At 41.8% G+C, this 22,120-nt stretch carries 20 protein-coding genes; 12 read left to right on the top strand and 8 right to left on the bottom strand.

Annotated features, from left to right (window positions below; all coding sequences use genetic code 11):
* The first annotated feature begins 20 nt into the window (after positions 1 to 20).
* From ACSLUR_RS02445 to ACSLUR_RS02425, 5 genes are all read left to right on the top strand, one after another.
* Complete coding sequence (locus tag ACSLUR_RS02445) at positions 21 to 599, top strand: hypothetical protein (RefSeq protein ID WP_448551473.1); 579 nt, start codon at positions 21 to 23, stop codon at positions 597 to 599.
* A 212-nt stretch (positions 600 to 811) separates the two neighbouring features.
* On the top strand, positions 812 to 2,827 hold the full coding sequence (locus tag ACSLUR_RS02440) for a VCBS domain-containing protein (RefSeq protein WP_448551471.1): 2,016 nt from the start codon (positions 812 to 814) through the stop codon (positions 2,825 to 2,827).
* A 186-nt stretch (positions 2,828 to 3,013) separates the two neighbouring features.
* Entirely contained in the window at positions 3,014 to 4,090 is a 1,077-nt protein-coding gene (locus tag ACSLUR_RS02435; RefSeq protein ID WP_448551469.1) for a polysaccharide lyase family 7 protein, read from the top strand.
* A gap of 351 nt (positions 4,091 to 4,441) precedes the next feature.
* Positions 4,442 to 5,170, top strand: coding sequence for a FadR/GntR family transcriptional regulator (locus tag ACSLUR_RS02430; RefSeq protein WP_448551467.1), 729 nt, complete (start codon positions 4,442 to 4,444; stop codon positions 5,168 to 5,170).
* Positions 5,171 to 5,887: 717 nt separating this feature from the next.
* Entirely contained in the window at positions 5,888 to 8,842 is a 2,955-nt protein-coding gene (locus ACSLUR_RS02425; RefSeq protein ID WP_448551465.1) for a TonB-dependent receptor, read from the top strand.
* 242 nt (positions 8,843 to 9,084) lie between these two features.
* Here the strand turns inward: ACSLUR_RS02425 and ACSLUR_RS02420 are convergent, their stop codons facing one another.
* Positions 9,085 to 9,708 carry a CCXG family PEP-CTERM protein gene (locus ACSLUR_RS02420; RefSeq protein ID WP_448551463.1) on the bottom strand — a complete coding sequence of 208 codons (624 nt, stop codon included), beginning with the start codon at positions 9,706 to 9,708 and terminating at the stop codon, positions 9,085 to 9,087.
* 274 nt (positions 9,709 to 9,982) lie between these two features.
* Here ACSLUR_RS02420 and ACSLUR_RS02415 point away from each other — a divergent pair, with 274 nt between their 5' ends.
* Positions 9,983 to 10,444, top strand: a complete 462-nt coding sequence (locus ACSLUR_RS02415; protein WP_448551461.1) for a nuclear transport factor 2 family protein — start codon at positions 9,983 to 9,985, stop codon at positions 10,442 to 10,444.
* A 122-nt stretch (positions 10,445 to 10,566) separates the two neighbouring features.
* Here ACSLUR_RS02415 and ACSLUR_RS02410 read toward each other — a convergent pair whose 3' ends face one another.
* The 4 genes from ACSLUR_RS02410 to ACSLUR_RS02395 form a co-directional block, all read right to left on the bottom strand.
* Positions 10,567 to 12,363, bottom strand: a complete 1,797-nt coding sequence (locus ACSLUR_RS02410) for a TIGR03545 family protein (RefSeq protein ID WP_448551459.1) — start codon at positions 12,361 to 12,363, stop codon at positions 10,567 to 10,569.
* Positions 12,360 to 12,881 carry a TIGR03546 family protein gene (locus tag ACSLUR_RS02405; protein WP_448551457.1) on the bottom strand — a complete coding sequence of 174 codons (522 nt, stop codon included), beginning with the start codon at positions 12,879 to 12,881 and terminating at the stop codon, positions 12,360 to 12,362. The genes ACSLUR_RS02410 and ACSLUR_RS02405 overlap by 4 nt, the downstream gene beginning before the upstream one ends.
* A gap of 119 nt (positions 12,882 to 13,000) precedes the next feature.
* The gene (yaaA, locus tag ACSLUR_RS02400) at positions 13,001 to 13,780 is read right to left on the bottom strand and encodes a peroxide stress protein YaaA (protein WP_448551455.1); all 780 of its coding nucleotides are present in this window, start codon (positions 13,778 to 13,780) and stop codon (positions 13,001 to 13,003) included.
* Positions 13,781 to 13,976: 196 nt separating this feature from the next.
* Complete coding sequence (locus ACSLUR_RS02395; protein WP_116014928.1) at positions 13,977 to 14,210, bottom strand: hypothetical protein; 234 nt, start codon at positions 14,208 to 14,210, stop codon at positions 13,977 to 13,979.
* A 14-nt stretch (positions 14,211 to 14,224) separates the two neighbouring features.
* Here ACSLUR_RS02395 and tal point away from each other — a divergent pair, with 14 nt between their 5' ends.
* The 4 genes from tal to ACSLUR_RS02375 all read left to right on the top strand — a co-directional run bounded on the left by tal (position 14,225) and on the right by ACSLUR_RS02375 (position 16,969).
* The gene (gene tal / locus ACSLUR_RS02390; RefSeq protein ID WP_448551452.1) at positions 14,225 to 15,175 is read left to right on the top strand and encodes a transaldolase; all 951 of its coding nucleotides are present in this window, start codon (positions 14,225 to 14,227) and stop codon (positions 15,173 to 15,175) included.
* 384 nt (positions 15,176 to 15,559) lie between these two features.
* A complete protein-coding gene (locus ACSLUR_RS02385; RefSeq protein WP_115999165.1) occupies positions 15,560 to 15,733 on the top strand; it encodes a DUF3545 family protein in 174 nt (57 codons plus the stop codon).
* Between the two features lie 162 nt (positions 15,734 to 15,895).
* Positions 15,896 to 16,402, top strand: a complete 507-nt coding sequence (locus tag ACSLUR_RS02380; protein ID WP_448551449.1) for a DUF6942 family protein — start codon at positions 15,896 to 15,898, stop codon at positions 16,400 to 16,402.
* A 132-nt stretch (positions 16,403 to 16,534) separates the two neighbouring features.
* Positions 16,535 to 16,969, top strand: coding sequence for a hypothetical protein (locus tag ACSLUR_RS02375; protein ID WP_448551447.1), 435 nt, complete (start codon positions 16,535 to 16,537; stop codon positions 16,967 to 16,969).
* A 37-nt stretch (positions 16,970 to 17,006) separates the two neighbouring features.
* Here the strand turns inward: ACSLUR_RS02375 and ACSLUR_RS02370 are convergent, their stop codons facing one another.
* Together ACSLUR_RS02370 and ACSLUR_RS02365 are read right to left on the bottom strand one after the other, a co-directional pair.
* Positions 17,007 to 18,020, bottom strand: coding sequence for an ABC transporter permease (locus ACSLUR_RS02370; protein ID WP_448551445.1), 1,014 nt, complete (start codon positions 18,018 to 18,020; stop codon positions 17,007 to 17,009).
* A gap of 2 nt (positions 18,021 to 18,022) precedes the next feature.
* Positions 18,023 to 18,904 (bottom strand): ABC transporter ATP-binding protein, encoded by an 882-nt coding sequence (locus ACSLUR_RS02365; RefSeq protein ID WP_448551443.1) that lies wholly within the window; start codon positions 18,902 to 18,904, stop codon positions 18,023 to 18,025.
* 127 nt (positions 18,905 to 19,031) lie between these two features.
* Here ACSLUR_RS02365 and ACSLUR_RS02360 point away from each other — a divergent pair, with 127 nt between their 5' ends.
* Positions 19,032 to 19,220: a hypothetical protein gene (locus ACSLUR_RS02360; RefSeq protein WP_448551441.1), complete on the top strand. Its 189-nt coding sequence runs from the start codon at positions 19,032 to 19,034 to the stop codon at positions 19,218 to 19,220.
* The gene (locus tag ACSLUR_RS02355) at positions 19,217 to 19,513 is read left to right on the top strand and encodes a hypothetical protein (RefSeq protein ID WP_448551439.1); all 297 of its coding nucleotides are present in this window, start codon (positions 19,217 to 19,219) and stop codon (positions 19,511 to 19,513) included. The genes ACSLUR_RS02360 and ACSLUR_RS02355 overlap by 4 nt, the downstream gene beginning before the upstream one ends.
* Before the next feature lie 42 nt (positions 19,514 to 19,555).
* Here the strand turns inward: ACSLUR_RS02355 and ACSLUR_RS02350 are convergent, their stop codons facing one another.
* The gene (locus ACSLUR_RS02350) at positions 19,556 to 22,045 is read right to left on the bottom strand and encodes a GNAT family N-acetyltransferase (RefSeq protein WP_448551437.1); all 2,490 of its coding nucleotides are present in this window, start codon (positions 22,043 to 22,045) and stop codon (positions 19,556 to 19,558) included.
* Between the last annotated feature and the right edge of the window lie 75 nt (positions 22,046 to 22,120).

The following is a 22,120-nucleotide window of genomic DNA, read 5'->3' as shown; positions in this document are numbered from 1 at the left end:
GGTTTTATAAGGAATATCCAATGAATATCAATAACAGGTGTCGCTATTTTTTCGCTTTGCTCACAGCACTATTTTTGAGTTTATGTTTTAGTTTAAGCGTTAGTTTTAGCGCTCTGGCATCTAATACAAAATCTCATGCATTTTTTGATGAACACTTAACACTGTCATTGCCAACAGAGTTAAAGCAGCTCTCTGCCAAAGCGATTCGCAAACGCTATGGTAAACAGAAAGTACCACCGGCATTTGCGTTCACCGGTGCCGACAATAGTGTCAGTTTCACCTTTACTCAATATCCGACACCCGCTGACAAAGCGTCGATGACCAAAATTCATAAATCAATTTCCAATATGCTGCGCAAAGCAAGTGGTAATGCCAAATGGAAAAAAGACAAAGTGTATACCCGATTAGGTACCAAGATTGCTGTCTATGAATATGAGGTTAAAGGAATTGGTAAGTATCAATATAACCTCACTTATGCCTTACCTGTGGATGGCAAGTTAACCTTTATTTCTTTTACTAGTACTGACAAAAAATACAAAGACAAGTGGCTCACTAATGCCAGAGATAGCCTTGACTCTATTAGCCTTTCAGGAAGTTAGTGAGTTTATTGAGAGCTTTCAACCGGCAGCTTTATCAGAGTTACTGAATCAGGGTTAGTAGCCGTGGCAAGTAGCGGTGGCTAGAGAGGGAAAGATCTTAATCCGATCTTTTATTTTAATTGCTGGTTGACAATTATGTCATACAATTAAATACTAAAGTGTAAATCAATTATTTTTTAATTGTTTTACCATAAAGCAACAGGATTATAATAATGAAAATATTTACAAACAAAAAAGTGGCCGTTGTTGCATTTGCCCTTTCGCTTGCAGGTTGTGGTTCTGATACCTTGCCAGACGATGAAGGTAATTCATTTGGTCAACTTGCCTTATCAGGCACACCACTCGTGGGGGAAACGCTAACGGCAACAGTGACAGATGCCAATGGTGTGGACGGTGGTGCCATTACTTACACTTGGATGGCTGACGATGTTGCCATTGCGGGTGCAAACTCAAATACCTTTATGCTGACTGAAGCTCAAGTTGGCGCCAATATGAGTGTGTCGGTGGCGTATACTGACAACGACAACTACGAAGAAAGAATTAAATCGTCTGAGACATCTGCCGTTGTTGGTGTTGATGTGCCAGCGACTTTTAGCGGGTTAACCGCCAGTGTTGCCAACAACGTGAGTGAAGCGCTAACAGGTACCGTTGTCGTTAGTGATGATGACGCGGGAGAAAGTTTAGCTGAAGCGCAAACCGATGTAGCGACAACTTTTGGTACTTTTTCGATTGAAGCATCGGGTGCTTGGACTTACCAATTAGATACCAGCAATGCCACCATTGCATCACTCGTCGATGAAAGCGACACTGTAACCGATACCATCGCCATTGCCTCGGTAGATGGCACATCAGCTGAACTCGTGATTACTATTTTCGGTGCACCCAATAGCTCGGGTGGCGAGCCTACGCAAGTGGCAAAAATTACCGACAACATGACAGATGATGCAGGCGAGTTGCGCTTACGATTAGACTCAGCCCTTGAGCAAGGTAAGCTGACGGTTTCATTCCTTAAAGAAGATAACGCAGTAACTGCTGATGGTGTCGCCAAAGATGCATACATTGGTCTATTTGGTGAATCTACCAGTACCAGCAACGCGATTGTTGATTTACGTATTCAAGCAGACAAATTTGTAATTCGCGATAAAGACGATATCGAGGTTACGATTCCGTTTATCCCTGATGTATGGACAGATGTTGAAATGACATGGGATGCATCTGCCGCCACCGACACTGTGCCGCCACTTGTAACTATTTCGATTAATGGTACTAGTGTTACCACAGAAGCCTTTACGTCAGCGTCATCTTCATTGAATGATATAATGTCAGGTGTTCGCTACGCCATATTTAAATTGGGGGACAATGGTACAACTATTCCTGATGCTGCTTACTATGTTGATAATGTGAAAATCTATTCAGAATTAGCGGGCAGTGCCTTAGTGTTTGAAGATGATTTTGAAGGCTATGCTGATGGTGTGTCGTTAGATACCGACAATGCTGACTCGCCATATCACTCAAATACCGCAGAAACTGTTGTCGCAACGATTGATGGTCCCGGTGGCAGTGATGTAGCTAACCCTGATAATCAAGTGGCGAAAATCACCGACAATATGACTGACGATGCAGGCGAATTGCGTTATCGATTAGAGTCGCCGCTTTCACAAGGCAAGTTGTCTGTTGAATTCTTCAAAGAAGACAATGCGGTTACCGCCGATGGTGTTGCCAAAGATGCTTATATTGGCTTGTTTGGTGAATCGACCAGTACCAGTAATGCCATCGTTGATTTGCGTATTCAGGCCGACAAGTTTGTCATTCGTAACAAAGACGATATTGATGTCACCATTGCATTTGTGCCGGACACGTGGACGACAGTGGAAATGACCTGGGATGCAAGCGCTGCGTCAGCATCAACACCACCACTGGTGACGATTTCGATAAATGGTACAAGTGTTACCACCGAAGCGTTTACTTCAGCATCTTCTTCACTTAGTGATGTGATGACAGGTGTTCGTTATGCGATATTTAAACTCGGTGACAATGGCACAACCATTCCTGATGCGGCTTACTTTGTCGATGATGTGAAGCTATATTCAGATTTGGATGGCACTATGGTTGTGTTTGAAGATGACTTTGAGTCTTACACTGAAGGCGACTCGCTAGACACTGACAATGCTGCTTCGCCCTACAACTCAAGTACTGCAGAAACAGTGGTTGCTGTAAAAGGTCGATAGGCTGCAACACCAATAAAAAGTGACTAGGCGTGCGCTAAGTGAGAAAGAGTAACGCAGTGGTAATAGTTTTATAACAGTAGTTTTATAACAGTAGCTTTCTAACAGTAGCTTTCTGATAGGAGCTGGCTTATCACTGCGCATACTCTCACCTATGATTGGTGTTTGCCTTAGTCACCGACAAAACTAATGAAATTGCTTAATTTGGAGTACTCGATGATAAGAGCATTTGCCTTGATGCCGTTTGCTGTCTTTCTGTTTGCTTGTGTAAGTACGTCTGAAAAACCAGCGGACAAATTTGACCTGTCGCATTGGAAAATTACCGTACCACTTGATAACGATGGTAACGGTAAAGCTGACGATATTGATACCAAAGCGTTGCAAACGTACCAACATCCAGAGTTTTTCTACCTCGATAGCCAAGGGCACTTGGTATTTACCACACCTAATAAAGCGGTAACCACACAAACGTCAAGCAATACGCGCAGCGAGCTCAGACAAATGATTCGAGGACTCGATACCTCTATTGGCACCAAATCGTACGGTAATAACTTTGCACTTGCTGCACACCCTGATGCCCAGCTGTTTGATCAAATAGGTGGACGATTAGATGCGACACTAAAAGTGAACCATGTTGCGACAAATGCTAAACACGCTAAAAAAGCGGCATACTCAGTAGTGGTTGGGCAAATTCATGCTGGCAAAGATAAGGCATTGATCGCAGAGGGAAATGGTTTTGGTTATGGTAATGAACCGATCAAAATTTTCTACAAAAAATGGCCTAACCACAGCAAAGGCTCAGTCTTTTGGAATTATGAACGCAATTTGCCAAAAGACGATCCAAATCGAACCGATATTGCTTACCCCGTTTGGGGGAACACCTGGGAGAATCCTGAGGAACCATTAGCAAATGGTATTGCACTGGGCGAGTCATTTAGTTATCGCATTGATGTTGTCGGTAGTGTGATGTACTTAACATTTTCAGCCCCCAATAAACCGACAGTTAATTATCAAATTGATTTATCTAACAATATCGATGCATACGGTAAAGTAGACGATAAAGATAATCCCGCGGGCTACAGCGGTGATTGGCACTATTTTAAAGCAGGTGCATATAACCAATGTTCGACAAAAGATGCCGATGGTGTTTGGTATGCCGGTTGTTCTGGCACCGGTGATTGGGCAACAGATAAAGCGAATGGCGATTTCACTAGCGTCACTTTTTCACGGCTGACGTTGAGCGGTGGCGAAAATCCGTCGTCTTGATGCTTTTTGTCAAAAGCCCCGCTGAATTTCATTGGCATTACCAATAAAACTATAACTATGGCGTATCGAGTCTAGCGCTAGATATAAAAAACAATCTATATCTTTGTTTTATATAGCTTTAAAAACACTTTAATAAAGTTTAGCAAGAACACAAGTAAAGCAATTACGTTGGTATAACAATACACGCTATTTTTTTCCAATTATTGGTTTTACATATTGAATATACCCCTTTAATGTGTGAGTATATTTTTATAGCGCTACAGATACCCATATGTAGTGTAAAAATGTAGTGCAAAATGGCTGTACTATAGCGACTAACTAGCATAGATAAAGAAAATACTGGGGCACAAAATGGCATCAAAAAGACTATTCTGGGGAATTGTCGATTTAATTGAAGCGTCTATTAACGCTGGCGATTATCCTGCTGGTAGCAGGTTACCGCCAGAAAGAGAACTGGCAAGTAAATTCAGTGTTAGCCGGCCGACGATTCGTGAGGCAATTATTGCTTTGGAAGTACGTGGGCGAGTAGAAGTAAAAACCAGTTCAGGTGTATATGTCTTAGCTAACTCAGCATCATCCCAATCAAACGTCAAAATTAACGCCTTTGAAGTCACTCAAGCGAGAGCCTTGGTAGAAGGCGAGGTAGCAGCGCTTGCGGCGACGACGATAAACGACGAGGAACTTGAAAAGTTAAATCAAACCTTAGTTGATATGGAGCAAGGTAAGAACATGGAGGCGGCTGATCAAAGCTTTCACCGTATTATTGCCGACGCAACACGCAATGAAGCGATGAAAAATTTGGTTAAAAACCTCTGGAGTTTGCGCGCCTCATCTATTGAAGTGATTCAAGATTACGACAGTGTTTGTAGTAAAGACAACAAGAAAACTATTGCTGAGCACAGGGCAATTTACAAAGCGTTGAAATTACGTGACGCAACCAAAGCGCGTAAAGCAATGCACGAACATTTTGATCGTTTAATCAACACCTTATTTGATGCGGAAGAAACGCGAGCGCTCGAAGAAATTAAGCGTAAGAGCAGTGAAAAGCGCGATCTTTACTCGATTCGCAGGGAAGCATAAGCAAGCCTCTGTTTATGGTAAATCAGCGCACGGCAAATCAGTTCACCGCAAATCTTTTCACCGAATAATAGTAAAAAACATAGCTGAGCATTAGGTGGCAGCTGTGTTTACTAGTAGTCTTTTTACTAGTACTTTTAGCACTCCGTTCTGATCAAAAGCGTTAGGTAGCGTATAAAATTCCTCTCTTGTTTTTATACGCCTCTACTGCGCTGTCTCCCCCATTTAGTAAATTTCAAATAGCCTTGGCACTATTAAAAATATCTGTTTAATCGATAACTTTTAACACGATGGTTGACCAAGTTGTACAGAGCTTTTCACTAGTTTTGTGCATTAACAATGGCCTCCCCTTAATACTTGAACTATATCTTGTATCACCACTTTAATAGTTGCCTGCAAACCTACTCTCATTTTTTAAAGTGGCTCAAAGTCAAATTGATGCATCAGTCATTTACCCCTTAAACCTTGGCCATTAACACTATGTTTTAATTATTTTTTGTTAGTTTATTGATTATCCACCAAACCACAAGGTAATACCAATAAATTTGGTTTTGGTAAAAATATATTTGAAATTGGTTATTATTTGATCTATAAAATTGCTACGTTCATAAGTTTTACAATATTTAATAATCATTACGATTAACAAAACACTTAGAACAAATCTTGGTCATACCAAATAAAATCAAGCAGGCCAAGGAAAACCAAAAGGGGAGAGTTAAAATGCAAAGAAAACTATCGAAGATTACGGTAGCCATTTTGTCTGTATCGACATTGGTGTTGAGTAACGCTAGTGCAGCGCAAGAGACTAACAGTGCTGATGACGTAGAAGTTATCGAGATCACAGGTATTCGTGGTTCACTTACTTCTGCACTGGCACAAAAACGCTCCGCAGAGAATTTGATTGAAGTAATCAAAGCAGAAGATATCGGTAAACTACCTGATCAAAATTTGGCTGAGGTGTTAGAAAACGTCACGGGTATTCAAATTACGCGCTCAGCTGGCGTCGGTACAGGGGTGCAAATTCGCGGTACAAATGCCAACCGCACAGAAATTAACGGTGTATCAACCGTTGGCTCTGGCGCAGGTCGAAGTGGTATTAACTTTGAGGATGTTTCTGCTGCCATTATTTCTAGTGTTGAAGTTGTTAAAGCACCTGAAGCAAAAACTATCGAAGGTTCCGTTGGCGGAACGATTAATTTGCAAACTATTAGACCCTTACAACTAGATGAGACACTCGCAGCTTTTCGAGTACAAGGTGAAGACAGCAGCCTATCAACCGATGATATTAAGCCACGTATTTCAGGCTCGTATGGCGACAATTGGGAAACTGACATGGGTAAGTTTGGCATTGTATTAAGTGCCAGTTACGCCGAGCAAGACGTCACTGCATTTCGCCCACGTGTTGACCGGGACAATATCGTTAGAGCCAATAGTGGCGACCCTAGCGCACAAGCCTTTGATTTTCTCCCCATTCAATTTCTCAACCAAGATTACGACAATTTTGAGTACGAAACTAAAAACTATGTCGCTACCTTAGAGTGGGCTCCCAACAGCAATGCCAAATTATGGTTTGATGCCGTTGTTAATCGCCAAGAGCGTTATGAAGAAAGTACTCGCGTGCAAGCATCAGGTGTGAGTAACTTAAGAGATATTTCAATTCCCGATGAATTTGAAACCATAGACTTCGGCTCATTAGATGGGCAAGACTTGGGCACCATTCAAGCAGCACTTCGCGGTGTCATACCGGTCGATTTAGCCAATGATGATGATGACCCTAACCTGCGTTTTTCGAGTGATACCAACTCGCGCGAAACCGATAGCGATATTTTCCGTATTGGCGGTGAATGGCATGGCGATCGCTTGCACGTGAGTATCGAAGCATCAACCTCGGAGTCAGAATCCAGCAACCCTAGAATCAATACCACACTGAACTTTATCAACCCTAACGCACCGCTAGACCCTGGTGGAGCAAACGACAATAGTATTCCGTTTGAGTACGACCTTACCGGCGGGGCTTTAGCGTTTGGTGTTGCCTTTGGTACGCCGTTTGCCCCTTCTGCTAGCGACTTGCTCGATCCGAACAATGTAGTCTTGCGCGATGTGCAAATAGCTCGCGATAAAGTGGAAAACTCCGAAGATGCGTTTAGAGCAGATTTTACCTACGATTTAGATTGGTCAGTATTTACCTCGCTTGAATTTGGCTATCGTTATAGCAAAGCAGCAAATACCACAGATGAAATTCGCTCGAATTTAGGATTGCGTAGTATGTCTGACAGCCCACGCGGCTCTTTATTCGCAGAACTCTTAACCGCTGGGCCAAACAATTTTGGTGATGCTGATGGCAGACAGCTGTTTGTAAGAGACTTTCTAATTGTAAACCCGGAGCTAGTTGCCTCAAACCCCGATTTTGTGCTGAACACCTTAAATGATGCTATTACTGCACATGGTGGCTCTAGACCCATTAACGATCCCACGTCAGGAGTTGACGCGTTCTTTGATATCGAAGAAAAAACACATGCGCTCTATGCGCAAGTAAGTTTTGAAACAGAGATGCTACGCGGTAATTTTGGCCTTCGCTATTTAAAAACAGATGTAGATTCGCTGGGTAACTCAGTAACGGAAGAGTCTGATGGCACAGAAACCATTACCCAAGTAGTGACTAAAAGCGATTACGATTTCTTATTGCCACGTTTTAACATTGTTGCTGATGTTCATGAAGACGTTGTAGTGCGAGCATCTTGGAGCAAAGACATACGCCGCCCTGATTTTAACGATCTATCAACCTCAGTTAAACTAAGTACTAGCCCTAACCCGGCGGTTAGTATTGGTAACCCCGACCTAGAGCCTGAAGAAGTTACTTCGTTTGATATCAGTGCTGAATGGTATTTTGATGAAGCAAGTGTCGTTAGCCTTGGTTACTTCCATAAAAAGCGCAAAGATTTACACGTTTCCCAGCAATCAAACCCGTTTGAAGACCCAAATACTGGCTTTCGTGATACTGAAGGACCAATTTGTGAGCAAGGCGGATTCTGGAACCCTATTGCTGACGTAAACGTTTTTGGTCCAGATGGCGGTGTAGGTGTCTGTGTACCATTATCAACGACTATCAACGACGACGGTGAAACCACCCAAAAAGGCTACGAGTTCGCCTTCCAATACGACCTTTCTAGCTTTGAAGATAAATTAGGTTGGGCATCTGGCTTTGGTGTTTTAGCAAACTACACTTACCAGCAATTTTCGGGTGGTAAGGCAGTTGATAATGCCACTAGCCGAGCTAGTGCGGTATTTGCTGCAACAACAGGAATTGATGATATTGAAGTCAGCGCCGTGCAATCGTTAATTGACCTGTCAGAGAACGCTTACAATATCACCTTATACTATGAAAAATACGATATTTCAGCGCGTATGCGTTACACCTGGCGAGAAGCTTATCGCTCTACTGATTTTGGCAGTACGTCGAGCTTTCCTTGGGGATTTCCAGTCGTGCAGGATGATAGAGGCCAGCTAAACGCTAGCGTTAGCTACACCGTTAACGAAAACCTGACACTAGGTGTTGAGGCGGTCAACATTACGGAATCAGACGTTGACCAATACTGTGTTAATGAAGGTGCCCTACTGTGCTTCCAAGGGCTAACAGATCGCCGTATTACTTTTGGTGCTAGCTACCGTTTCTAAAAGTATTCGCCCAACAGGCAATGGTTTGCATGTCGGGCGCTTTTATTTTTGCTTCTTCTTTATCGTTTTTACTGTCGATATGTCAGCGATAGATAGAATGCAACTCCACTCTCTAAATGATTAGCAATAAGTGTCATGTGTGAAATCATGCGACGTCCTTGTCTTGTCAAACTCGTTACCTAGTTAATCTAGTCTTTGCTCGCCAATCGTGTTTTGATTACGCTTTTCCGAAGCGAACAGTTTTAATGCGAGTAACGACGTTTAAAGCTAGTAAAAAATAAACCAACTAAGGCTATCCCAAAAAGTGAAATTGAAACGGGATTTGGAATTTCAAATGAGCTCAGTGCCGCTCGATTTAACACCGAAGTAACACCTGAACTTTGCTCGATAAATCTAATACTATTAAAGCCGTTACAGCAGTTTTCTAACCAATAAAATTCAAGTTGATGTGAGCCTTGGCTAAGGCTTAGATTTTCAATTTTAACCGTATCGCTATGATTCCAATTATACGCCCACCACAGGTCGGTGCTGTCTTTAAAAATAGATAAGCCATCCAAATAAACTTGAGCCCCTAAACCCGCGTCTAAGCCTGCTTGCAGTGTCCAAACAGTGTCTTCTGCAAGATTCAGATCAATGGTTAGATGACTAAAGGTTTGATTGCCCGACCATACCCTCTCAAATTCATAAAGCGACTGTGAATTGATATCACCATCTAAACTGAGCCAGATGGTTTTCAAGTCTAAACTGGAAAAATTGCCTGTAAAGCCTTGGGTTTCATAAGTAATTAATGCCGCCTGAGTTTTGAGAGAAACTGCACAGCAGCACAATATCAACCCCAACAACATGTTTGATAAACTAGCCTTCATCACAGCCACTCCTTACCGCTTACGAGGTTTCAAACTCGTGTATAGTTGTTAAAACGATAAAACATTACTGGCAATACACTGTTTAACTCACTAGCCACGTAACGCTTTACACAACATTTGTTAAAGCAAAACTAACGCCAAAAAATTTAATCAATATTTTTCAATCAGTTAGACAACAAGGCGAGTGAATTAAAATAAGCTATTTGCACATTGCGAGAGATCATCATTGCATTTTGCAATGAAAGATTGGGTCGTATGCCAAAATGGGAATATTATGAAAAGGTCACAAATGAATGCCGATGCAAATACCGATGTAAGTACCGATGTAAATACCGACGGTGAGACAGAAAAGACAACGTTCGCATCACCTAAAAAGATAGTAAAACAGTGGGTTGCTGCATTTAATAACGGTGATGCTGAACTGCTGAGTAGTTTTTATCACAGTAATGCGGTTAACCATCAAGTCGCGAATGACCCCGTTGTTGGTAAGCAGGCGATTTATCAAATGTTTCGCGAAGAATTCGCCAATGCCGAGATGGTGTGTATCGTCGAAAATATTTTTCAAGACGGTGAATGGGCAATATTGGAGTGGAAAGATCCAATTGGCTTAAGAGGCTGTGGCTTTTTCCATATTCAAAACGCTTTAATTGTGATGCAGCGTGGCTATTGGGATAAGCTGAGCTTTCTAAGAGCGCATAACTTGCCCATTCCCTCAACTAAAAGTCCTAACAATTAAAGTGCACAGCCGTTTGTAAATAGCAGAAAAAAGAAAAGCCCACTGTGGGGCTTTTCGTTCTAGTGACTTGTACTAGTGACTGGCCTTGTCACTAGCTAAGGTAAAGCTCAATTAAGCTACTCTTAACCGCCAAACAGCTTACCTAGCTTGTCTTTAATTTTGTCTTTCGCTTTATCTTCTAGCTTTTTACGTTGCTGTTTTACTACATCGTTATTCGCCAAATTCTCAAAGGCTTTATCGCTGTCATTAAGCAAGGTTTCAAAATCGAGCAATTCGCCCAACTGCCCTTCACCAAGCGATAATGAGCCTGCCATTTTGTCATTTAGCCCAGCTTGCAGCTCACTCTTAAAGCCAGCCAGTTTAGTTTCTACTTGTTGCGCTAGCGCATTCCCCAAAATATTGTCTAAGTCTGAGCTGACGCCCCAGTCAGGTGATAGCCAGTTGCCATTAGCATTAACGGTTAAGCCCAACGCTTGATTCGCTTTAAGGGTATCGAGTACCACATTGGCAATTTTTGAATCGGCACTACCATCAAATTGGCTACTGGCTAAATCAAAGTCACTGGTGAGTGCCAGCTCGCCGTTATTGACTGACATATTCCCTGCGACCGACAGTAGCGCAGAAACCAGTTGCAGCGTTAGGTTATCGGTTTCTTGTAAGCCAATATTTTCCAGAGGTAGCTTAGCCAACTGCCAATTACCTTGACTGGTCAGTTGCTGGCTAGCATCGAGCGTGAAATCCAGAGCCGCATCTAATGCTCCCTGACCTTGAATCCCATCCGCAGCGATTTTGATATCACTGGCCTTGTCGATTAGCCAATGTTGCATCGTAATATCGCTGAGCTTAGCTTGATAACGCGCATCACCTGCAACCACTTCTACGCTGCCTTGTTTTAGCCAGAAATCAGGTAGCGGAGAGTCTTCCTCAAAATGCACAAATCGACCTTGTTCTTTAGCAAGGGCTGTTTGCTCACTTGCTGCTTGCTCACCATCAGCTTTATTCGCGAGTAAGGGTTTAACATGAGCAAAAACAATATCCGCCCATTGGTAATATTCACGTGCTTTTTCACCAAATAAAATATGCGCAAAATCTTCCGCTTCTAGCGTTTGCAATTGGTATTGCTGTGAAATATTTTGCCAATCTTCACTCGGCGCATTCTTAAGCGCAACGACTTGCTCGCTTAACGTATTTTTAGCCGCAATAACATCTGCTTTTGCTTGTTTGATCTTCTCGCGCTCTTGCTTAAAGTCGGCTTTTAACTTGTCAAAATCAGCTTTGATTTTTTCAATATCAGCCAGTGACTTTACTTTTACGTCGCCTAAAGCTTTAACGCGAGCTTGATAATCTTTTAAGGTTTCTTTGGTTGGTAATTTAGCTTTGGTGCGCTCAACTAAATCTTTTTCTTGCTGGTAAGTAGCTTCCAGTGCTTTGGCTCGTTGCACCGTCAGTAAGTTACTTTGTGCAAGCAGCTCATTGGGATCAGGTAAATTGGCCTGTATATCGTCTTGCCATTGCTCAGTCATATTGCCAATCGCAGATTCGTCTGGCGCTCGATAAACACGGCCAGCCGATTGACGGGCAGTGTTAAAGCTCAGCGCCTTAACTTCGATATTCTCAACAATAGTTTTGCCAAATAAGAATGGCCACAAATCAACGCTTGCGTCTGCATGTTCAAAAGCGACCATGTTTTGCTCTGGTGCTTTTGGGTCGGTTGCTTGCAGCTGCCAAATTTCGACACCAAAAGGTGCGAAGTTTACATCGACCCTGTCAACATTTACTTCTGCACCAGTGTAATTGCCTCCGAAGCGTTCAATCGCCATTTTGGCAATCGGCCCAGCAAATAGCACCACAGAGCCAAGAATAAGCGCCAGAATAACGACAAAAGCGATTAGCCCTTGCCAGCGGATCACTTTGCTCATGCTCGACCTCCCAGCTTTGGCAATTCCTGATAAATAGCAAATACACGGCTCGCTTTGAGGGCTTTGACTATCGCCAAGCGCTCGAAGAAAGCTTTAATATGCTCACGATACTTATCAATTAAAACTTTAGTGACAAAGTACAGCGGAATAGCCAAGGCAATACCAAGTATTAACGCCCCTAAATTGAAGGTATGATGTAATTGCGCCAGCTTAAATACGTCGAATTGATACAAGCCAGTAAATAGGCTTTGCAAACTGGCGTTGGTTAATAAGCTTTCACCAATACCTATGATGGTAGTGTTGAGTATCACCCTCACCCCTTCAAATACTGTGATGGCCACTAAAAACGACGCCAAATGAACGCGAATCAGTAGCACAATAAATAAAATGAAAAAGGCTTGTAACGAAAGCAAAGGGGATAATGCAAAAATGAGCGCTAACGCGACCGCGGCAGCAATTTGGCGTGTTGAATTTTCCGAATGTAACGCCTGAAATAACTTAGCTAAAATTGTGAGCATATACTCTCCTGTCACTCACGAGGTTAAAGAGTAATATTATCAGTAAGATAGTTATAAAGCACGAAAGCTACAGAATAAGCTCTCGCGCTTTATCTTACCGTGAACTTAACTATGGCCTGTTAATCTTGTTCACGGCGGGTAAAGACAAAATCATCGCCTTTGGTTAATTCTTCATTATAGCTATAGCCAGCTAAGTCAAAGCCTTTTAGCTGTTCAACATCTGTAATTTGATTTTGAATAATATAACGCGCCATTAAACCACGAGCTTTTTTCGCAAAGAAACTGATCATTTTGTATTGACCATTCTTCCAATCTTTAAACTGTGGAGTGATCAAACGCTCAGCTGTTAACGACTTTTTCTTTACTGATTTAAAGTACTCTGTTGAGGCAAGGTTAACCAGCACTTGATCACCCTGAGCAGACAATGCTTCGTTCACTTTGTCTGTGATGATCTCACCCCAGAACTGATACAAGTTAGTGCCGCGATCATTAGCCAGTTTAGTACCCATTTCTAGGCGGTAAGCTTGCATTAAATCAAGCGGTTTTAATAAACCGTATAAACCTGACAAAATTCGCAAGTGCTGCTGAGCAAAGTCAAAATCTTGCTCAGAAAAGCTTGCCGCATCTAAACCAGTGTATACGTCGCCATTAAACGCAAGCACTGCTTGGCGCGCATTGTCTTGAGTAAAAGGCGTTGCCCACTCACCAAAACGCGCGGCATTTAAGCCGGCAATTTTGTCACTTACGCCCATTAGTGAACTAATATCGGCTGGTGTCAATGTTTTACACACTTCAATTAACGCTTGGCTGTGCTCCAGTAACTCTGGCTGTGTATGGCTTTGCGTTGCCAGTGGTGATTCGTAATCTAAATTTTTTGCAGGTGAGACAACAATTAACATAAATATCGCCTTTTCAATCAATTAATGGTGACACTATACCACAGCAGATTTTACGTAAACATGGCAGATGCCTGCTAAATAATTGATAAGAGTCATCAACAAAATAGAACGTAAGTCTTCAACAAAATAGAACGTAAGTCTTCAACAAAATAGAGCGTGTGTTTTCAACAAAATTAAATGTCAGCAATCTGGAAAACTACACAAAGCTAAGTGTTAAAATGCCATTATTGAGCAATCGGTCAATTATTCTTAATAATTCCAATTTATTCTTGGCTAAGCGGTAGGCAAAGCGCCGTAAATTTGATAAAAATACGGCAACAAACCACTTGTTATCGGTTAAATAACCAACAGTCTCAAACAACTCAACAGCAGATTGTTGTAATTTTTCATCATCTGGCCGATCACTCTGTTTTTCATATTCATATTTCATGTAGAGGAAAATCCATGAATCAATTAGATCAACTAAAGCAAATGACGACAGTTGTTGCCGATACTGGTGATATTGAAGCCATTGCTAAATTTCAGCCGCAAGACGCAACGACTAACCCGTCTTTACTCTTAAAAGCTGCATCACTGCCAGCATATCAACCGTTACTAGAGCAAGCTTGCGCATGGGCAAAAGCTCAATCTGATGACGCCGCTCAGCAAGTTATCGATGCTGCAGATAAATTGTCTGTACTTATCGGTTTAGAGATTTTGAACGTTGTACCTGGCCGTATTTCAACTGAAGTTGATGCACGTTTATCGTTTGATACCGCTGCAAGTGTCGCGAAAGCAGAAAAGTTAATCGCACTTTATAACGAAGCAGGTATTAGCAACGATCGTATTTTGATCAAACTTGCTTCAACGTGGGAAGGCATTAAAGCAGCTGAAATTCTAGAAAAGAAAGGTATCAACTGTAACTTAACGCTGCTATTTAGCTTTGCACAAGCACAAGCCTGTGCCGAAGCGGGTGTTTACTTAATCTCGCCATTCGTCGGTCGTATCTTAGATTGGTTTAAAGCAAACACTGATAAGAAAGAGTATGCGCCGTTAGAAGATCCAGGCGTAGTTTCGGTGACTGAAATCTACAACTACTACAAAGCTAAAGGCTATAACACAGTTGTTATGGGTGCGAGCTTCAGAAACACAGGTGAAGTATTAGCATTAGCAGGCTGTGATCGCTTAACTATTAGCCCACAATTAATGGATGAGCTTGCAGCAAGTGACGCGCCAGTAGAACAGCAGTTATCAAGCGAGCAAGCAGCAATTGCTGCCGAGCCTGCACTAACCGAACAAGCTTTCCGCTGGGCAATGAACCAAGATGCAATGGCGACTGAAAAATTAGCTGAAGGTATTCGCAATTTTGCTGTTGACCAAGAAAAACTTGAGCGCCAGTTAGCTGAATTATTTTAATCTATACGCGCCAAATCGACTCGCTTAACTAAGCGAAAATTTGCGTCAATAAAAGGTGGCTTAGTTCGTTTATACAACGACAGTCGCCTTTTTTATTACCCTTTCAAAACTCCCAAGTACGTTAATTAAAACTATTCGCCAAGCCTTATTTATAAAGTACTAACGCTAACCTTCCCCACTACGTACCCTGCTTAATTTTCGCTTTTCGCAACCCTAATTTGAGACTTTTTATTAGCACTTTGAGCCAAATCAAATTTGTGACTTTGTGTAACCAATTAGTAATCAATGTTCATTTTTCTGTCAAAAAAAGATCACAAAAACTGTTTTATTATGCGCGCAGGTGTGATATTTAAAACATGCAGTTGTAGAAAAAAGGAGCATTCCATGGATAAACTTCAAGCAGTATTGGACTCGTTCGAAAAACAGCCGAAGGCCAAAGCAAGTACTAACAAAAAACGTAAGTGGCGTGAAATTGAACAACTGAAAGAGAAGTTCCAACTAGAGAAAGAATTGAGGGCTTATGAAGACTCGTTGGAATATATGTTAGATGAATTTTAAGCGCTATTAATTAATTAAACATTAACAAAGCTAAATAAAATCAACTAATCATGCAAAAACCCGGTATCGCCGGGTTTTTTATTGCTTCTTGTTAAAAGCAGCTTGTGAGTAACCGTTCAGGCTAGCGATAATAGCTAGCTATTTCCATTCACCTACATTGTTATGCATTATGTTGGCTTGGGCTCGCTCGACGCCCCAATTTACTTTTATATCGAGAATATTCCTCCGCTTCCTTTTTATCAAAACCTCGATGAAATGTTCGGTATGCAAGGAGAAGATATCTATCAGGTTGGCCAACAAACGGGTAACCATTGGCGAAAAGTTTTCAATGTTTTTGCTAAATTAGAGTTTGAACGCAACCCAAATGACTTTATGACTTGGCAACAATTAAGAGATACCAATTTGCTGCATTGCAACGGCCAACAATGTTTATTATTCAATGGCAGTGAGTCGTATCAACCAACAAGCGCTAATCACTTGGAAAGAATTCACATTGTGATTGGCAAAACCTATGCAGATAAATTAGGTGTTGCTGCTCATTGTCAGTGGTTAAACGAATTTTTTGCTATCAATACAAACACTCGAACAATTGTCTGTCCCTATTTCGATTATCGGCAGTTATCAAATATAAAAATCAGCCAGTTAGTACGCCTAATTCAACAGCTATAAGCGTACATAAAGGCTGTTCTAAATAAAGGTGTTAACAGGCTGTAAATATTAAAAAATAAAGCTTGTTTAACGAATTTATACGAGGTAAATTTCGCCTTTAGTTTGTAATCAAATGTAATTGAAGTAAGTAAGTTGTCTACCTCATCAGCCATTTTAAATGTTGCTCACGGAAAGTTTCAGTTAGCGATAGAAGAAGATATTCTAAGTATCATCCTACGTGGTGAAGCTAATGAGCAGTCGGCTGCCAAGTACATTGATTGTGTTGCGACACAAGTAAATAAACTCAGCCACAAGCCCTTTGGTATTTTAATCGATACTTCTGGCTTTAGAGGCGCAACTCCAGGCGCTTTTGAAGTTTCTAATCGCTACAATAAACAATTGCTGAACATGCCGAGCTTTGCTGGTAAAGCCGTTGTTTGCTCGCCATCAATGTCTGCTGTCTACAATATTTCGGTTGCTCAACAGCACCACGCACAGCAGCAAGTAGAGCAAGGGCTACAAAAACGATTTCATGATACCGCCAGCGCAAGCCAGTGGCTGCGCCAGCAAATTATCGAGCGTTACTAATCTCGCTTGTTAGTCGTTTGTATACAACCACTGACCGCTAGCGATCAGTATTCCAACTAAACAAATATGCCCCTAATGCCAAAAACACGCTGGTCATAATCGCGAGCACAGTTACATGGTAACTAACATCGACAAGGGTTGCGCCTTCGGTCATGATCTCGCGCGCGGCACTGACTAAATGGGTAAGCGGTAACACATCAGCAAACCATTGAACTTCTTTCGGTGCTCCTTCTAAACTAAACCAAACACCAGAGAGCAACATCATTGGCCAAGAAGTTAAATTTAACAAACCACCAATTAACTCTTCACTTTTACTGCGCGAAGCCACTAATAACCCCAATGTAATTAAACTCATCGCCCCCAGCATAGCAACAATAAGCAAGTCTACGTAGCTACCCAGCATGTAGAAGTCAAACATAAAGTTGCAGCCAACAAACACAACGGTCGACATAAAGGTGACAATAAACAAGCGAGAGAGTAGTTGTGCTGAGACAAATTCTAATGCCGACAACGGCGTTGCCTTTAAGCGTTTGAGAACATGGTTTTTACGATAGCGAACAATCACATAGCCAACCCCGAATAAGCAGCTAAACATCATGTTCATGCCCAAAATCCCTGGTAGCACCCAATCGACGTAACGAATGGCTTCGCCCGCTACTGTCTTTGCGCTAAAAGAAGCTTCCTCGGCGAGAAAGAGCTTTTCGGTGAAGTAACTATTCGTAGATAACTCATTGCGCCAGTATTCGCGATTGTCGAAGTCAATCAACAGGTCAACACTATGGCGGGTTAGCTTTTGTTTCGCTTTTTCTATATCACCATACTCGATAAACTCAATGTGTTTGACGGCTAAAAAAGCATGCTCAGGCTGAGTTGCTGTGTCCGATAACACCAGACCCACTTTATAAACCGCTTTGTTGTCGTCATTAAAAACAAAGGCGAACCCCACCAAGAGCAATACTGGAAAAATAAGGTTCCAACCGAGCGACGACTTATCTCTGAAAAACTCTAAATTACGTGCTTTAAATACGGCAAAAAATCGATTGAAATTCATCACTACTCCCGCAAAGAATGGCCGGTAAGTTTTAAAAACAAATCATCTAAGTTAGCTGATTTCACTTGTAGTTGTTCCAATGGCACCTGTTTGGCAATAAGCATGCTTAACGTTGATTCAACATTCTCGCTAACGATTTCAACTTTGCCATTGTTCACTTGCCAACTATGCTCACTTACCAATTCACTAGGTACTTGCTCGGTTGGTAGGTACACAAAAACATGGCCAAAATGCTTGTTGAGCAAATCATTTGGGGTGCCTTGCTCTATTATTTTACCGTGATCCATCACGACTACCTGGTCACACAACTGCTCGGCTTCATCCATGTAATGGGTGGTTAACACAATGGTTTTATTTTGCGCTTTGATATTTTGGATAAGCTGCCAAAAATTGCGTCGAGCTTGTGGATCTAACCCCGTTGTAGGCTCATCTAAAAACACGACTTCTGGATCATTAATTAAGGCCAATGCCAATAACAAACGTTGACGCTGACCGCCGGAAAGCAGTCGGTTGTCGCGGTTTAAAAATTCCGACAGATCACACAGGTCTATCAGTGTCTCATGCGGTAACGAATGCTGATAAAACGATGAAAATAAATCTAACGTTTCTTTTACCGTTAAAAAATCCTGTAACGCGGTATGCTGAAACTGAATACCTATTTGTTGCGCTATCGCCGAAGTAACGGGTTGCCCTTGATAAAGCACTTGCCCTGAACTGGCCTTGATAATGCCTTCCATAATTTCGATAGTGGTTGTTTTACCTGCCCCATTGGGGCCCAGTAATCCAAAACACTGGCCAGCTTCAATGGCAAAGCTGACATCATTAACCGCAAACAATTCGCGATATTGTTTGACTAAATTTTTAACCTCTAAAATCGGTTGCATTCCTTCCTCATTGTCAATGGCTATCACTTAGCTGAACTACAAAGCAACAAATGATAATAATTATCATTTACAAAAATAATTTTGTCAGCTAGATTATTAAAAAAGAGATAAACAGGGTAACGAAACTATGCCATCAACTCATACCGCAATACCAGCGAAAGTCAAAATAGAGATGTCGAGTGATTTACTGATGCAGCTTATTTATCAAGGACAAGTCAAAGGGAACGACTGTCGCTGCTTAGATGCTAATGCCAAAAAAGTGCTCTGGTTATCACTGCTTAATAGTAGTGTTGATACTGATGAGGTGAGCTTATGAAGTGTTCAATGCAAAAAGTTAGTCAAGACAATAAAGGCACTCATGAAGCCACTATCAAAAATACTCATGAAGAAAAAGAAAGCAACACCAAAGCACTATCGATCATGGAGCAATGGCTACAGGTACTTTTACTGAGCTACCAAACCTCACCAGAAACACAGATTGTAAAATACATTAACTACTACTTAAGCCGAATTTTATCCCATGAAGAGTGCCAAGCAATTAAACAGAAACACTGCCAATACTTGCGCATGCAAAGGTACTGGCAATGGCATATGCAGCAGTCCTTGTAACAACCCTTGAGGCAATCCTTGAAGTAATAACAGTAATAAGCGCTAGCTCAGCTTTATTAGCTGTTGAAAGTGCTGATAAAGGGCTTTTTTGCCAGTAAAGCCAAAGCGCTGGCAAATATCGCCATCTTGATGAAGCATTAAACATTTGGCAACCATGGGTTTGAGCGCGGCTAATTGTTTTGCTTTATCTTCTTGAGCAAGGTTGTTTTGGTCAACGTTACCATGATCAATGTTAATTTGTGCAACACTAACCTTTGCAATAGATGCTTGTATCCAGCGAGCAATACTTGGCCGAGCAAGTCGATACAAGTTTGCATTATTTTTAAAGGCGAGCAGCTTTTCACAATCACGAGCTGTTATTGGCGACAGGCTACTTTTAGGTGCTATGGCCAGAAGTTTCATCACCAATGAATAATCAAGCTGACTAAATTCATCTGCTAGCCAGTAACTAAGTGCTTCATAAAATTCGGCAGAGACTTGCTGTACAAATTTTTGTTGCGCAACTTGTAAGCTCGTATCATTAAGCATCACTAAAGAATGCTCACCACTTGAGGCATCTCGATTAAAGCCAAGCTTAACCGGCGTAAAACCATTTTTTTGCCAGAAGTTAACGACATTTGAAGACGCTGCAAAACTTGTTGCGACAAAATCAATACCTGCCTGCTGAGCATAACCCTTTATTTCTTTTATCAATGCGCTGCCAAAGCCTAGCCCTTGCGCACTTGGATGAACCGCAATTCTCATCACTCTTAAATAGCGAAACTCTAACGCTTGAGGTAACTGGCTTTGTTGCGCAAGTGATTGCGGTATTAATTGCCCTTTGAGCCTACGCTGACCGCTAACGATTGCGCTATGAAGCGCTTTATCAACCACTTGCTCTTCAATCAACAAAGCAACAGCGACCACTTGCTGTTGAAACAACTGAACGGCAACTGTAATACTAGGATCGTCTAACAGTAGCTTTAAGTCGCTTGGCTTGGTTTGGTAGTGAGCCGTCACTAAAATCGCAAATACTTGCACTAGCAATTGTTCATTCTGAGCAAGCTCATCGCCGGTAAAATAGCGATACTCAGGTGCGAAGCCTTGCTCTTTGACAGCACACACATCTAACTCGTCCAAACTCGCGTTTAGCAAACAAGTCTTGAAAATTAACTGCTCAAGCGGATCATGATTTGCCCAACGGATAGGTTCGTTTAAGGTCAGCGTTTTTACTTGCAAGCCTTTAGCTGACAACATTGGGATAAACTTGCCAGTAAACCCTTTACCGGCTCCCTCATAACCATGAATAGTTGAACTAAAAACGATGCGGTGATGCTGCGCCACTAACTTATTGAGCAGATATACCGGAATTCCAGCGGCTTCATCAACCAGCAATAAGTCAGGGTTAGATTTAGAATGATGTTTACTGCGCAACAACTCATCCACGGCCATAAAAGTTAAGCTGTGTTGTCGCCAAGTAATTTGATGATCACTCATGTGATATTTACTTTCCTGCGAACCATCTAACAGCTTGCGCAGCTGAGTAAAATAAATGCCTAGTGCCATTTTATGTGGCGCAGTGATGACGATATTAAGCGCTCGCTCACTGGCAAAAGCTCGCTTGCTAGAAAAAAACAGTTGCGCGGTGGCAAGTGCTAAAGCGGTGGATTTTCCTCGTCCTCGATCGGCGGTTAACACTAAAGGTTTATTACGCCCGCCCGTTAATACTTTTTCGATATATTTTACGGCAATCAACTGCTCAGCAGTCGCTTGCGCTTTTATGGCTGGTAACAGAGCATCTGACGGTAGTCCCGCTTCTCTTGCAACAGGGAATTGATCAGATGATTTATTTTTTGCTTTGTCTTTTACAAGCTCTTTTACTCTGTCTTGCTCATCGTCTTCTTCATTACCGAGCGCTGCACTTTCATCTTTTGAATATCGCCCAAAGATCGCGTGTTCAGTTTGGCTTTGGCTTTGGCTTTGGTAAATATGGTAAATACCTTGTTGAGCAGCCGCATATGCTTTCAGTCGCCGAAGAAAGTTAGAAGTATTAACTTGCTCAGCTTCATCAACATTTGGTTCATCACCAAGCCAAATATACATAATACCACCCGCGACAAGCGTGCCACTTAACGCGGCGAACGCATCTAGGTTAAATGCTGGGTCGGCAAAAAAAATAGCGTGATTCTCGCGCCCTAGGTGATGTCGATATGTTTTGCTCGTAATAAAGTTAATTGGTAGCTCATCACCACTTTCAAGTTTATTGAATGCGCGCCATTGCGCGCAGAAGATATCACTTAACGGTTCACTTGCTGCTTCGCAAAATATTGCACCAAGCTTGGTTGGTTCAGCTTGTTTAGCCTCGTTAATCTTCTCTGAGAGTTGGTCTTGAATTTGATTCTGAGTCTGAATCTGGTAACAAGTGTGATGCCTGAAATACCAATCTACCGCCCAGGAAAAACTGCCGGACAAAAAAATTGCACCGCGATGACGAGCGTCAACCAAACCTGCGCTGAATTCGGTAAAACCTTTGGAGATAGAAGTTTCTAACATTAACTTGATAACAAAAATATCTAGGCATCTGATAAATAAGCTTAATTTACTAGTACTTATTTAAATCGTGAAAAG

This window comes from Thalassotalea montiporae (genome assembly GCF_053485855.1).
This window is presented reverse-complemented; position numbering and strand designations above follow the sequence as displayed.